Genomic DNA, 12,312 nt, shown 5'->3' on the forward strand with positions numbered 1-12,312 from the left:
CTGCGGCCGTACCGGACAGTGAGACCAGGCACCTGCTCGGCGAACGTCCGCCGCACGCGTGCCAACGCATTGCAGAACTGCTGTCGCACCCGGAGCACGATCACCGTACGGCGGCCGCCGACCGCCGTATCGGCCGGCCGTCGCCAGCACCGGCTGTCCCCTGGACGATGAGAACCCGCAGCTCGGACAGGACACCGCCGCCGACCTCGTCTGCGCCAGGATCTCCGCCCGGCCGGCAACCTGCTCGATCTGCTCGACCTCGACCCCGGCCAGGTGAGGGAGCAGCACACCCAGATCATGGTCACACACCCCGGAAATGATCGTCCGTATCCGCGCAGCTCCTCGCGCTGATGCCTTGGATGTGCAGATCATCGGGTCTGTAGTTGCGGTAGCCGAGCTGGGGCCGCCCGGCTACTGTCAGCCGTGTGCGTCCCCCTACCCCGGTCGAGCGGCAGATGCTACAGGCCCAGCAGGAGCTACAGGACTGTCCTGACTTGACGGCGGAGCGGTCGGCGACCGGTGAGCTGGGCGAGACGTTCGATGAGATGCCGGCGCTGTTCAGCTACCTACCTGACTGGGAGGGTGTGATCTTCAGCAGGGAGCTGTGTGTCAATAGCCCGCGGATCTCAGTGCTAGGCAACCTGTGGCGGACCGCGCCCGGTTCTGGGCTGCCGGAGCTGGGCGGCGAGTTCCGTATCACCGATCTGTTCACCGCAGTACTGAAGCGTTCGCCCGATCTCATCCCTCCTGGCTGGCCAGGAGCAGAACTCTGCTCTGAGCTGCGCGTCATCGACAACACTCCGCTCACCGCCGCAGGGCGGCTCGCGGCCATCCGGATCCAGCGGCACACCGACCCGCTGGAAATCTGGTACTACGACATGGACATGAACGAGGCCGAGGGCTGGGACCGACAGTTGGTGCGGCTGGACCTCACCTACGCCGGATATGTGGAACAGCTGGCGCTGACCAAGGGAACGTACGGATGGCAGTACCTCTTCACCAATGAGGTACCGCTCTCCGATACGTACTTCAAGCACATCCGGACTGGCCTCGAGGCGATGCTGGACCACTTTCCCCAGCTCTTCCCCGCCTGGGACTACACCGACCTGCGGCAGCGCTTCAGCGCTCGATTCGGCTGATGTCACCGGGCTGTGTCCATCACGAAATGTGGGCCAGATCCCGAATTCGGATCATGCACACATTTTGTGATCGGACCCGTTGAGTAGATCACGGTAGGCAAGAAGATGCCGAGGCCGGGCTGATACCGGAATGCGAATTCGCCCGGGTCCGTGACACAGTCGCTGCCGTGACCTTGATGGATGTTCTCGTCGACTTCGCGCGCACCGGCCGGATCGGGCCTCTCCACTGCGGTATGCCCCTGGCCGAGGCTGAGGAACTCCTTGGTCCGGGGCGTCCACACCCCGCCATCCTCATGAAGGGGCCCGACATCGACGGCTACCCCTACTCCTGGGGCGGACTCCAACTGCACGTCACCCAGCGTGCGGTCAGCAGCATCTGGATCAACCTCTGGCCCGGCTCGACCGCCAAGCTCCCCGCTCTCATCCTCCCCGAACCAGAGTCGTTCGGGGCCACCGTGCTCCGCGAGGAACTGGTCACGGCCCTGGACAAGGCCGGCTGTGAGCACCACGTCAACGACACCCTCACGTTCGGCCGGCAATCCAGCATCCTCACCCGGCCCGCTGACGTCTGCGCGATCTTCATCCTCCCGGGCCAGGACGACCACGTGCTTCACCGAGACCGTCACTACCTCAATGTGATGCACAAGCACACGGCTTGACATCGCTGATTCCGCAGAAGGACCAAGACGCTCAAGCGACAGGTGTACGGCCGCGCCAACCCCGATCTGCTGCGCACGCATCCTGCTGACCGACTGACCAGGGTCCGATCACTAAATATGTGCCTGATCCTTAATACTGACCCCCTGGCGACGCCCAGGTTCTAATGCTTGTCGCAACACACCTGACCGAGTTCGGGCTCTCCCGGGTGCGCCCCCTCCCTTACGGCCTCGACCCACCGCTTCCCCCAGGCGGCCTGCTCCCGCCGCTTGTGTCCCCGTCGTCCGAACTCCGTACCCTTCACATACCGGGAGTGTTTCGACAAAGCCGGACCTGCCCGCCGCTCCTCTTCAGGAGACGAGCGTCGTTGGCGGCAGCCGAGGTCGATCGGGCGAAATGGGCCACCGATGGGCCGCAGGTTCGGGTGGGAGGCCGCGCATCGTGAACGCATAGCGGAGTTATCAAGCGGGGCACGCAGGATCGGTGGCACAAGAAAGCACCAGCTAGGGAGTGTCCCCCATGTCCACTACTGCCACCATCGTCACCGTCCTGGCCGCCCTCTGGGTGGGTTTCTCTGCCTTCTCCCTCCTGCGCCGCGCCGAGTGGGTCGTGAAGCCGCTGATGGACTACGGCGTCCCCCAATCGTGGTGGACCTGGCTCGGCGCAGCCAAGGCTGCCGGGTCAGTGGGGCTGCTGGTCGGCCTGTTCGTACCGGTCGTCGGCATCCTGGCCGGGATCGGTCTGGTGCTGTACTTCGCTGGGGCCGTGGTCACCGTGCTCCGGGCGCGCTCGTACTCGACCGTCGTCTTTCCTCTCCTGTACATGGGGCCGGTGATCGCCGCCTTGGTGCTGGGATACATCGCCTGACGGGGAGATGATGGCGGGTCACATTCTCACGACCGACTTATCGTGCTGAGGCGATTTTCAGCCCCCTTCAACGCCCATCGCCGTCGGCCGCAAGGCTCACCGTCGCGGCGGAGCGGATGCCGTCGGCCCGGCATCCGCTGCTGGTCGTTGAACGTAAGATCGAACGCAATTGGACCCGACCTGGCCGACAGTTCGCCGGCTGGGCATCCTATCCGTGCTCCTTCGCTGGTTCCGTCGTCTGCGCATCCGGTGGGAGAGCCGCGATGGCGCCGACGAGACCTTGATCGTCCGCGACGCTTCGATCCGTGCCCACGGTGCCGCGATCATCTGATGGATACGACCTGTTCGCTGATCCCTCTGTTCGAGCCCTTAACGGATGTTGTGAGGCTCCTGGGGCTGGGGATGGTCGTAGTCCAGATCGGGGAAGTCATCCGGGAACGGCGGGGTGTCGGTTGGGTCGGGCTCCGGGGCGGGTGGGGGTTCGAGGGCGGCTGAATCAGGGGCTTTGCGGTATGCCGTCGTTTGCTTTCTGAGACGCCAGCCCTTTGAGGTTCGTTCTATGTAGCCTGCGGCTGCCAGACCGCCCAACGCGCTCAGCGCCGCGTCCAGGCTCACGCCGGCTGCCACCGCGATCGAGGCCGGGCCTGCGCCGCCACGGGCGGGGACGGCGTCCAGGACCCTCTTGGTCGGCTCGTTGAGCCTGTCTCGGGGGACGGCTGGGGCCCGGATCTGCGGGGCCAGGTCATCGCCCATCACGCCAACGAGGTCGATCATGTCGTCTGACGAGGTAACGCATACCGCTTTGCGCTCCCGGAGGAGTCTGTGGCATCCGGCTGACATGGCTGAGGTGACCGGGCCCGGGACCGCGCCCAGGTGTCTGTTGAGCGACAGGGCGTGGGTGGCGGTGTTGAGGGCGCCGCTGCGGAGGGCGGCCTCCACGACGACCGTGCCTCTCGACAGGGCGGCGATCAGGCGGTTTCTGATGAGGAAGCGGGCTCGGGTGGGGTGTACGCCGGGCGGGCATTCGCTGATCACAACGCCCTGCTCTTTGACGGAGGTGAACAGCGACTCATGGTCGCTCGGGTAGCAGACGTCCACACCACAGGCCAGTACGACGACCGTCGGCGAACCGGCCGCCAGCGCACCTTTGTGCGCCGCGCCGTCCACTCCGTACGCGCCGCCCGACACGACGGTCCAGCCCGACTCGCTGAGCCCGACGCCGAACTCCGCGGCCACGTACGAGCCGTACGGAGTGGCGGCTCTGGCCCCCACCACCGCCACGGACTTGAGGCAGGAGAACCGGAGGTCTGCGTTGCCGTGCACCCATAGGCCCAGAGGGCGACTCGGGCCCAACTGGTCCAACTGGGTGGGCCACTCCGCCTGGCCGGGGATGATCAGGCGGGCACCGGCGCATTGGCCTGCTTCGAGGTCGGCTGCGGGGTTGGCGGCTGCCAGGCGGGCGTACCAGGTGTGCAGGCGTGAGGTGAGGTCCTGCGGGCGTTCCTGCTGGGCTTCACGGGCTATGAACTCTGGTGGGAGGGTGCGGGCGCGGATCGCCTCTACTGCTTGTTGAGCGCCATGTTGGGATATGAGGCGGCCCATGAGGGCGTCACCGACGTCGGCGGCGCGCATGAGAGCGGCTCTGGCCTCCACCTCGGATTGAGGTTTGGTCCTGGCGTAAGCCCTGCTCATGAGCTGAGACATGCTCGTTGCTGAGGGCCCACTCGTTGTTGGGGATCCACTCGTTGCCGGAGGTCTACTCGTTGCCGGAGGTCTACTCGTTGCCGGAGGTCTACTCGTTGCCGGAGGTCTACTCGTTGTCGGAGGTCTACTCGTTGTCGGAGGTTCGCGCCCCGGCAGAGATCCGCTCGTCGCGTGAGACTCGTTCGTGGTGTTGGGTTCGGAGTTGGGCTGAGGGCGGGCGGTGTTTCCCTGGCTCTCGGCTGGCGTTTCGTCAGGAGGGTCGGTTCTGCGGTCGGTGGGGACGGTTTCGGGTTCAGGGTCTTCTCTGCTGGATGGGCCAGCAGGCGGTCTGGCTGCGATCTGGTGCGAGGGGTTGCTTGGGATGAGGGCTGAGGGAGGCAGCGCGTCGAATCGGCTTGCTACGGGCGTGGAAGACGTCGTGGCGGCATCTGCGAGTGCGGGAGGCCGGCTGCTGACCGAGGGTGCGGTTGTCCGTGATTGTGTGACTGCTGGCGTCGCTCCGGCTGTTGGTGGGGATCCTGCCGCACTGAGGGAACTGGCTGGGCCTGAAGGTTTGGCGGGATCCGAGGGGTCGGGTGCATGCGAGGGGTCGGGTGCATGCGAAGGTCCTGGTCTGTGCGGGGGCGTGGCTGGGCGTGGGGAATCGGCCATGGACGAGAGGGCTGTTGTACGCGAGGGTGCTGTTGCAGGGGTGGTGTCCGGTGGTGGGGTGGCCTGAGGTTTGTGGGTCCGGGTAGGGCGCGGCGCGGTATCCGGGGAATTGGTGGTCGGGGGACGGCCTGAAGGTGGGGTGGTGATGGTGGCGGTTGGAAGCTTCGTCGTCATGGCTGTTCTCGGCTCGGTGGTGGCGTGGCCAGCGAAATGTGCCACTGGCAGGGTGCCGCCGGAGGACTCGGTTCCATGGCCGGGCGCCGAAGCGGGGGTGGCGGTGCCGATTGAACGTGTCGGCGGCAGATGGTTGCCCAGGGGTGTGGTGGTGAGGGTGTTCGGCGGCAGCGGGTGGTTCATGGGGAGTGTGGGAGTGATGGGCATGTATTCGTGCTCCGGTTTCTGGGGATGTGGGGTGGCTCGGGTGAGAGGGCCGGGGCTGGAGTGCCTCGTTCGTTCCACTGCTTGATGGGGAGTGCCTTGTTCGTTCCACTGCTTGATGGGGGCTATCTCACGCCTAGCCAGAAGCTGAGGGCGGCGTTGGTTTCGTCCTGACCTGGGGTGTCTTTGTCGGCGAGGTCGGCGAGAGTCCATGCCACTCGGACCACACGGTCGAGGCCACGGGCCGTGAGGGTGCCCGCGTCGAGGCAGGCCGTCATGGGGCGCATGGCGTCGGCGGCGGGACGGTAGTCGGTGTGGAGGACCGAAGAGGGAATTTCGGCGTTCGAGCGCCACGGCGTGCCGGTCAGGCGTTTGGCGGCTCGCTCACGGGCGGTGAGGACGCGTTCGGCCACCGTTCTGCTGTTCTCGACGAACTGGCGGTCGGCGAGGAGCTCGCGTCTGGACGAGCGGGCGACGGTGACCTTCATGTCCACGCGGTCGAGGAGCGGGCCCGAGAGTCTCCCCAGGTAGCGGCGTCGGATCGTGGGCGAGCACTTGCAGGTCTCCCTTTGGTCCTCGGTCTGGGCGCAAGGACAGGGGTTCGCGGCCAGGACGAGCATGAATCTGGCGGGGAAGGTCACCGAGCCTGCCGATCTGGAAACCGTCACCCGGCCGGACTCCAGTGGCTGTCTCAGCGCGTCGAGGACATGTCGGGGGAACTCCGGAGCCTCATCCATGAAAAGGACGCCCCGGTGAGCCAGAGACACAGCTCCAGGACGGACGATCGTGCTGCCGCCACCGATGATCGCGGCAGAGGTCGCCGTGTGGTGCGGGCCGACGAACGGCGGTCGGCTCATCATCGGGGCGCTCGGCGGCAGGGTGCCGGCCACCGAATGGATGGCAGTGACTTCGAGGGCGTGGTCGAGCTCCAGATCCGGCAGGAGGGTGGGGAGGCGTTCCGCCAGCATCGTCTTGCCGGTGCCCGGTGGACCCAGCATCCAGAGGTTGTGGCCGCCTGCCGCGCAGACCTCGAGGGCGCGTCGGGCGACCGGCTGGCCCACGACGTCTGCCAGGTCGATGTCAGGGGCGCCGGCCGCCTTGGGAGCCTCCGAGCACTCCTCTGCTTCCGCATCGACTTCGGGTTCAGGCTCGGGTGGTGCGTCCCCTTTGCGGAGCCATTCCACGAGTTGACGCAGGTGACCGACCGGGACCACGTTCACGTCGGGTACGAGGACGGCCTCCGCCGCGTTCGCGGCCGGGACGACGACGGTGGCGTCACCATGCTTGGCCGCGCCCAGGACGGAGGGCAGGACACCGCGTACGCCTCTGATACGGCCGTCGAGGCCGAGTTCCCCGAGGAAGAACAGCTCCGCGATGCGATGGGCCGGCACCACGCCTGCCGCGCCCAGGATGGCCACGGCGATGGCAAGATCGAACTGGGAGCCGCGCTTGGGAAGACTGGCGGGGAACAGGCTTACGATGATGCGCGCGTCGGGCCACGGGTAGTTGCTGTTGACCGTAGCCGATCTGACCCGATCGCGCGCCTCACTGAGCGCGGTGTCGGGCAGGCCGATGAGGTGGATGCCGGCAAGGCCGTTACCCACGTCGGCCTCGACCTCGACGGTGCGACCGGCGACGCCCACGAGTGCCACGCTGCGTGTGCGGGCCACCGCCATCTAGATCGCCCCCCGTACGTGGCGGAGGGCGAAGTCTCCTGCGAAACGTTCAAGGGCGATCACGTCTACTCTTACCGTTTCGAACGTACGGGACTGCATGGTCAGCCACTTGGCCGCGAGCATGCGCAATCTGGCGAGCTTGGCGGGACTCACCGACTCCAGTGCCGAGCCGTGGGATCTGCTCGACCTGGTCTTGACTTCGACGACGACCAGCGTCGGCCCGTCCTCGGCGATGATGTCGATCTCGCCGTGGCGGCAGCGCCAATTGCGGTCGATGACTTTCATGCCTTGGGTTTCCAGGTAGGTCACGGCTACCTCTTCGCCGCGTTTGCCGAGGTCGAGCTTGCTCTCCGTGGCCATGGGCCGTGTCTCCCGTCCTGTTGGGTCGGTGTTCGGTGCGGGGGGGTGGCACGACCTTGGCGGATGCGGGGTGGTGGTGGAGGGGCCGAATGGAGTTCTGGGGATTGTGATGGTTGAGGTGGGGGCGGGTTGTGGAAAACCCGTTCGATTTTGGCTCTGAATGCCACGGCTTCCGGAATCTCCGGATCTGGAACCGAGCTTCGATCCCTGACTCCGATCCGGTTACCGCACTTCCATCGGGCTGTGGGACACGACTGCACGACACGACACGGCTACAGCCGCGCGACTGCAGGGACGCAAATTCAGGGGACGCGACCGCAGGGACGCGACTACAGGCTTCGACCTTCGACGCGGCGGTTCCGGGCGGCGCGGACGCCTGGGCGGGATCGGTCGGTCGTCCCGGATGTGCCCAGGTTGCCTAATAGGCCCGATAGGGGCTGGCACGGAAGGTTTGGCGTGCCTCAGTGGAAGCAGATGATTTCGGCGGCTGAGACCCTGCGGAGCGTCGTGTCAGGTGGGTGGCCGAGGCAATGGGCGGCAGTGCCTGTCGGGCAGGCGAGCATCGTGCGGTCGATCGGGAATCACATCGCGCGGACGGACCCATCAAGCAAGCGGCCGCTACCAAGGCGCTGCTGACGGTCGACTGGTTCAAGCGGAGCGGGCGGCTCAAGCGAGTGGACGGCCCCGCCATGGCTCGCCCAGCCCAGCCGCCGCGCTACTCACGGTGGAGAGGGCCGGGGCCGACAGGACATCGACCGGCTGTGGATCCTGGGCGCGCGACCAGACACTTCGACTCGGCCCAATCGGGCGGCTCAGCTCGATTTGGCGACTCAGCCCGACCAAACGACTCGCTCGACCGAACGACTCGACCCGACCGACACGACCGGACGACTCAGTCCGACCGGACGACTCAGCCCGACCGGACGACTCGGCTTGGCGCTCTTCTGTTCTGTTCGGCCCTGGCTCGGCTCGTCCTCGGGGCTGACACTTTGCCAAGGTCGGCTCTCGCCGAGGTCCACGCTCCGCCGGGGGGTCAACACTCCGCCCAGAGGCCGACGCCCCATCAAGAAGTCGACGCTCCACCGGAGCCAGCGCTCCACCGAGGTCGACGCTTCACCGATGCCAGATTCGCGCCCCTACGTCACCGTGTCCCGTTGCGGTCCACTATCCATCGAGGTGGAGTTCTGGGGCTGTGGCGTTTTGTGGCCCGGGGCGCACGGCTGCGGCTCGGCTTGGGGCGGGTGGGCGTGGGCGATCACGTCGAGTGGTTGCTCACGGCGGGTGGGCGGGCGCTCAAGCGCACGGCCGCGATAGGCGGACGGCCCCGTCAAGCGGCCGTCCGCGATGAACGTGCGGCCGATCATGGGGCGATCACGAGGAACAGACGGTTGCCTAAGCCGTCGGGATGAACGGGCGGGCGCGTTGACCGGTGATCGCGATGTATGGGCGGGCGCATCGACCGGTGATCGCGATGTACAGGCGGGTGCGTAAGGCGGTGATCGGGATGTACGGGCGGGTGCGTTACGCGGCGACCTCGACGAACTGGCGCCAGACCAAGCTCCGATCGTGCGATGACGGAGGCAACGTCGAGCAGTGACCGCGTGGAACGGCGATCGCGTCGAGCAAGTGACCGTGTGGAACGGCGATCGCGTTGAGCGGTGACCGTGATGAGCGAGCGGCCGTGTCGGGAGGCGACTGCGACGAACGAGCGGCTGCGTTGAGCGAGCAGAGCCCAGAACTCCAGCCCAGAGCCCATAACTCCACAGCCCAGAGCAGCCGTGCCGGCGCCGCCGAAGATCTACCTACCCCGAGAACCCTTCCTTGGGCATCTCCAGGTCGGCCTTGGCGAGTTCCTCCACGTTCACGTCCTTGAACGTGACCACCCGGACGTTCTTGACGAACCGCGCCGGCCGGTACATGTCCCACACCCAGGCATCCTGCATCTTCACGTCGAAGAACACGTCGCCGTTCTCCGCCGTACGGACGTCGAGATCGACTGAGTTGGTCAGGTAGAAGCGCCGCTCAGTCTCCACCACGTACGTGAACAAACCGACGACATCGCGGTATTCGCGGTAAAGCTGCAGCTCCATCTCGGTTTCGTACTTTTCGAGATCCTCTGCGCTCATCGCGGTCCTCCTGTCGTACCGGTCCCCCGGTTCGCCTGCTCAGGCAACCCCGGCCCCCATTTCATTTTCACCCATCCCCCTCGCCACCGTGACGAAGGAGTAACGGTGATCGGGACACGGGCCGTGCGTTTCCAGCGCCAGCCGATGTCCCGGTGTGACATACCCCTTGTGCTCGGCGAAGCCGTACTGCGGGTAGCGTTCGTCGAGCGTGACCATGAGACGATCTCGGGTCACCTTGGCCACGATCGACGCCGCCGCCACGCATGCGGCCACCTGGTCCCCCTTCCACACGGCCAGCGACGGCGCCGGGAGGCCCGGCACCGGGAAACCGTCCGTCAGGATGTACTCCGGGTCACAGGGCAACTGTGCGACAGCGCGCCGCATTCCCGAGACGTTGCATTTGTGCAGACCTTTTGCGTCGATCTCCCCAGGCGGGATGATCACTATGCCTACCTGGGAGACGCGCATGATCTGCGTGTAGAGGCGTTCGCGCACCGGCGGCGACAGCAGCTTCGAGTCTCCCAGGCCGTCGATCTGCCTGCGCAGGATGACCGCGGCCACCACCAGCGGACCCGCGCACGCGCCACGACCGGCCTCGTCGACGCCCGCGATGGGGGTGAGGCCGCGGCGGGCGAGCGCCCGCTCATAGGCGTAGAGTCCGGAATCGCGCCGGACGACGCTCGGTCGAGGGCGGAACGCAACTGTCATGACACAGGAAGCGTACGCCCCATTCGCCGCAAACCGCGACTGGAAGCCGGCTCTACTTGACCTTGTCGAAGGTCTCGGGGCGGGAGAACAGATAGCCCCGCGACAGCGGCCAGTAGCGCACCACGGCCTTGCCGACCACCGCGTCCTCGGCGATGAAGCCGCCGCCGGGCTCACCCATGTGGGCCCGGGAGTCGGCCGAGGCGGAGCGGTGGTCGCCCATCAGCCAGAGCTTCCCGGCCGGCACCGTGACGTTGAAGTCGTCACCGGAAGGGAAGTCGCCGGGGTAGAGGTAGGAGGTCTCGTCCAGCGGCGTGCCGTTGACCGTGATGCGCTTCTGCTTGTCACAGCACACCACCTTGTCGCCGCCGACGCCGATGACCCTCTTGATGGTGTCTTCGCCGTTCCAGCCCTTGAACACCACGATGTCGCCGCGCTCGGGCTTGCCCGCGAGCTTGTTGACGAAGACCCGATCGTTGACCAGCAGGGTGTTCTCCATCGAGATGGACGGGATGTAGAACGAACCGACCACGAACGTCTGCAGCAGCAGCGCCAGGCCGACGCCCATGACGAGCAGCAGGACGGTCTCGCGGAACCCGCCCTTCTTCTTCTCTTTCGCCACGCCCTCCGCCTTCTTGGTGACGGCCATCAACGCCCCCTCAGGCGTCGGCGGACCAGCACCAAGGGTACGGCCAGCCCGAACCCGGCGACCAGCGGGACGGCCCCACCGAGCGCCTGGAACGCGGGCTGCGCGAACGTCTCCGGGATGTCTATCGTGGCGAACCGGTTGAACGGCCAGACGATCACGAAGGCCCGCCCGATGACCTGACCTTCGGGAATGGACCCGCCGCCCGGATCGGCGGTGTGCGAGCGCGAGTCGAGCGACACCGAGCGGTGGTCGCCCATGACCCACAACCGCCCCTGCGGCACCATGATGTCGAAGAAGGCGTCGGACGGCACGTTGCCCGGATAGAGATAGCTCTCCTCGTCGATGGCCGTGCCGTTGACCGTGATGCGCCCCTTGGAGTCGCAGCACTTGACGTGGTCGCCGCCGATGCCGATGACCCGCTTGATGTAGTCCTTCTCGCCGGGCACGATGCCGAACGCCGTGCCGACCCACCGGAAGAACGCCGCCACCGCGTTGGACGGCTCTTCCATCTGGAACTCGCCGTCCCAGGAGTCGACGCCCGAGAACACGACCACGTCGCCGCGCTCGATGTCACGGGTGTGGTAGACGAGCTTGTTGACCAGAACCCTGTCGTTCTTCAGCAGGGTGTTCTCCATCGATTCCGACGGAATGTAGAAGGCCTGGACCACAAACGTCTTGATGATCAGGGCCAGCGCCAGGGCCACCACGATGAGAACGGGGAGTTCTTTCCAGAAAGACCCCTTCTTCTCTTTTTCACCCTTGGCCGGCTTCTGAGTCTCTTCCGCGACCACGTCCACCTCGTCCTCGACAGGGCGGCGCGCGGCGCCGTGCTCCTGGCTTTCGCTAGTCATCGCTGACGAGCCTAGATGATGACTTGGCCCGACAGCCCCCGACCGACGTTACACCCACGCCCGAGTCGCTCCACATAAAGGAAACGGCCCCGTAAAGCCGAATGGCCCGCGCACTGCACGGGCCATCGGGAAAACCAGGACTTACTTGGCGACCGTGGTCTCGCGCTTCTCGCGGATGCGGGCGGCCTTGCCGCGCAGATCGCGCATGTAGTAGAGCTTGGCGCGACGCACGTCACCGCGGGTCACGAGCACGATCTTCTCGATGACCGGGCTGTGCACGGGGAAGGTCCGCTCGACGCCGACGCCGTAGCTGATCTTGCGGACCGTGAAGGTCTCGCGGGCGCCGCTGCCCTGCCTGCGCAGGACGAAGCCCTTGAAGACCTGGACGCGGGAGCGGTTTCCTTCGACGACTCGGACGTGCACCTCAAGGGTGTCACCGGGGCGGAAGCTCGGCACGTCGCCGCGCAGGGTCGCCTTCTCGAGCTCCTGGATCTTCGTGTGCATGAGAGCAATCCTCAAGTCCTCGTGAGCACGCGGAGGTCCACCCGG

At 66.4% G+C, this 12,312-nt stretch carries 12 protein-coding genes; 4 read left to right on the forward strand and 8 right to left on the reverse strand.

Translation table 11 applies throughout. The features are described from left to right. Positions 1–425 precede the first annotated feature (425 nt). The 3 genes from ACZ6S0_RS14015 to ACZ6S0_RS14025 all read left to right on the forward strand — a co-directional run bounded on the left by ACZ6S0_RS14015 (position 426) and on the right by ACZ6S0_RS14025 (position 2,663). Complete coding sequence (locus ACZ6S0_RS14015; RefSeq protein WP_465916299.1) at positions 426–1,139, forward strand: hypothetical protein; 714 nt, start codon at positions 426–428, stop codon at positions 1,137–1,139. Between the two features lie 167 nt (positions 1,140–1,306). Then, the gene (locus ACZ6S0_RS14020; RefSeq protein ID WP_465916302.1) at positions 1,307–1,798 is read left to right on the forward strand and encodes a hypothetical protein; all 492 of its coding nucleotides are present in this window, start codon (positions 1,307–1,309) and stop codon (positions 1,796–1,798) included. 517 nt (positions 1,799–2,315) lie between these two features. Further along, positions 2,316–2,663 carry a DoxX family protein gene (locus ACZ6S0_RS14025; RefSeq protein ID WP_465916305.1) on the forward strand — a complete coding sequence of 116 codons (348 nt, stop codon included), beginning with the start codon at positions 2,316–2,318 and terminating at the stop codon, positions 2,661–2,663. A 369-nt stretch (positions 2,664–3,032) separates the two neighbouring features. Here ACZ6S0_RS14025 and dprA read toward each other — a convergent pair whose 3' ends face one another. The 3 genes from dprA to ACZ6S0_RS14040 all read right to left on the reverse strand — a co-directional run bounded on the left by dprA (position 3,033) and on the right by ACZ6S0_RS14040 (position 7,432). Continuing rightward, entirely contained in the window at positions 3,033–4,355 is a 1,323-nt protein-coding gene (gene dprA / locus ACZ6S0_RS14030) for a DNA-processing protein DprA (protein ID WP_465916309.1), read from the reverse strand. Between the two features lie 1,166 nt (positions 4,356–5,521). After that, positions 5,522–7,072 carry a YifB family Mg chelatase-like AAA ATPase gene (locus ACZ6S0_RS14035; protein ID WP_465916311.1) on the reverse strand — a complete coding sequence of 517 codons (1,551 nt, stop codon included), beginning with the start codon at positions 7,070–7,072 and terminating at the stop codon, positions 5,522–5,524. After that, positions 7,073–7,432: a YraN family protein gene (locus ACZ6S0_RS14040; protein ID WP_465916314.1), complete on the reverse strand. Its 360-nt coding sequence runs from the start codon at positions 7,430–7,432 to the stop codon at positions 7,073–7,075. It abuts the gene before it with no gap. 1,462 nt (positions 7,433–8,894) lie between these two features. Between ACZ6S0_RS14040 and ACZ6S0_RS14045 the strand changes: the two genes are divergently transcribed. Continuing rightward, positions 8,895–9,029, forward strand: coding sequence for a hypothetical protein (locus ACZ6S0_RS14045; RefSeq protein ID WP_465916315.1), 135 nt, complete (start codon positions 8,895–8,897; stop codon positions 9,027–9,029). 205 nt (positions 9,030–9,234) lie between these two features. Here ACZ6S0_RS14045 and ACZ6S0_RS14050 read toward each other — a convergent pair whose 3' ends face one another. From ACZ6S0_RS14050 to rplS, 5 genes are all read right to left on the reverse strand, one after another. Then, positions 9,235–9,558, reverse strand: coding sequence for a DUF2469 domain-containing protein (locus tag ACZ6S0_RS14050; protein WP_026215037.1), 324 nt, complete (start codon positions 9,556–9,558; stop codon positions 9,235–9,237). A 39-nt stretch (positions 9,559–9,597) separates the two neighbouring features. Then, positions 9,598–10,266 (reverse strand): ribonuclease HII, encoded by a 669-nt coding sequence (locus ACZ6S0_RS14055; RefSeq protein ID WP_344879653.1) that lies wholly within the window; start codon positions 10,264–10,266, stop codon positions 9,598–9,600. A 52-nt stretch (positions 10,267–10,318) separates the two neighbouring features. Continuing rightward, positions 10,319–10,912, reverse strand: a complete 594-nt coding sequence (gene lepB, locus ACZ6S0_RS14060) for a signal peptidase I (RefSeq protein WP_465916319.1) — start codon at positions 10,910–10,912, stop codon at positions 10,319–10,321. After that, positions 10,912–11,763, reverse strand: coding sequence for a signal peptidase I (gene lepB / locus ACZ6S0_RS14065; protein WP_465916322.1), 852 nt, complete (start codon positions 11,761–11,763; stop codon positions 10,912–10,914). Before lepB (ACZ6S0_RS14065) ends, lepB (ACZ6S0_RS14060) begins: the two co-directional genes overlap by 1 nt. Before the next feature lie 141 nt (positions 11,764–11,904). After that, positions 11,905–12,267: a 50S ribosomal protein L19 gene (gene rplS / locus ACZ6S0_RS14070; protein ID WP_465916326.1), complete on the reverse strand. Its 363-nt coding sequence runs from the start codon at positions 12,265–12,267 to the stop codon at positions 11,905–11,907. Positions 12,268–12,312 lie beyond the last annotated feature (45 nt).

It is taken from the genome of Nonomuraea sp. NPDC051298, assembly GCF_055586305.1.

Bases quoted from the DNA above. Each gene is read 5' to 3' on its own strand.
- ACZ6S0_RS14025 (WP_465916305.1), top strand. From the start codon at position 2,316: ATGTCCACTACTGCCACCATCGTCACCGTCCTGGCCGCCCTCTGGGTG.
- lepB (WP_465916319.1), bottom strand. From the start codon at position 10,912: ATGGCCGTCACCAAGAAGGCGGAGGGCGTGGCGAAAGAGAAGAAGAAG.
- ACZ6S0_RS14040 (WP_465916314.1), bottom strand. From the start codon at position 7,432: ATGGCCACGGAGAGCAAGCTCGACCTCGGCAAACGCGGCGAAGAGGTA.
- ACZ6S0_RS14050 (WP_026215037.1), bottom strand. From the start codon at position 9,558: ATGAGCGCAGAGGATCTCGAAAAGTACGAAACCGAGATGGAGCTGCAG.
- lepB (WP_465916322.1), bottom strand. From the start codon at position 11,763: ATGACTAGCGAAAGCCAGGAGCACGGCGCCGCGCGCCGCCCTGTCGAG.
- ACZ6S0_RS14055 (WP_344879653.1), bottom strand. From the start codon at position 10,266: ATGACAGTTGCGTTCCGCCCTCGACCGAGCGTCGTCCGGCGCGATTCC.
- dprA (WP_465916309.1), bottom strand. From the start codon at position 4,355: ATGAGCAGGGCTTACGCCAGGACCAAACCTCAATCCGAGGTGGAGGCC.
- ACZ6S0_RS14035 (WP_465916311.1), bottom strand. From the start codon at position 7,072: ATGGCGGTGGCCCGCACACGCAGCGTGGCACTCGTGGGCGTCGCCGGT.
- rplS (WP_465916326.1), bottom strand. From the start codon at position 12,267: ATGCACACGAAGATCCAGGAGCTCGAGAAGGCGACCCTGCGCGGCGAC.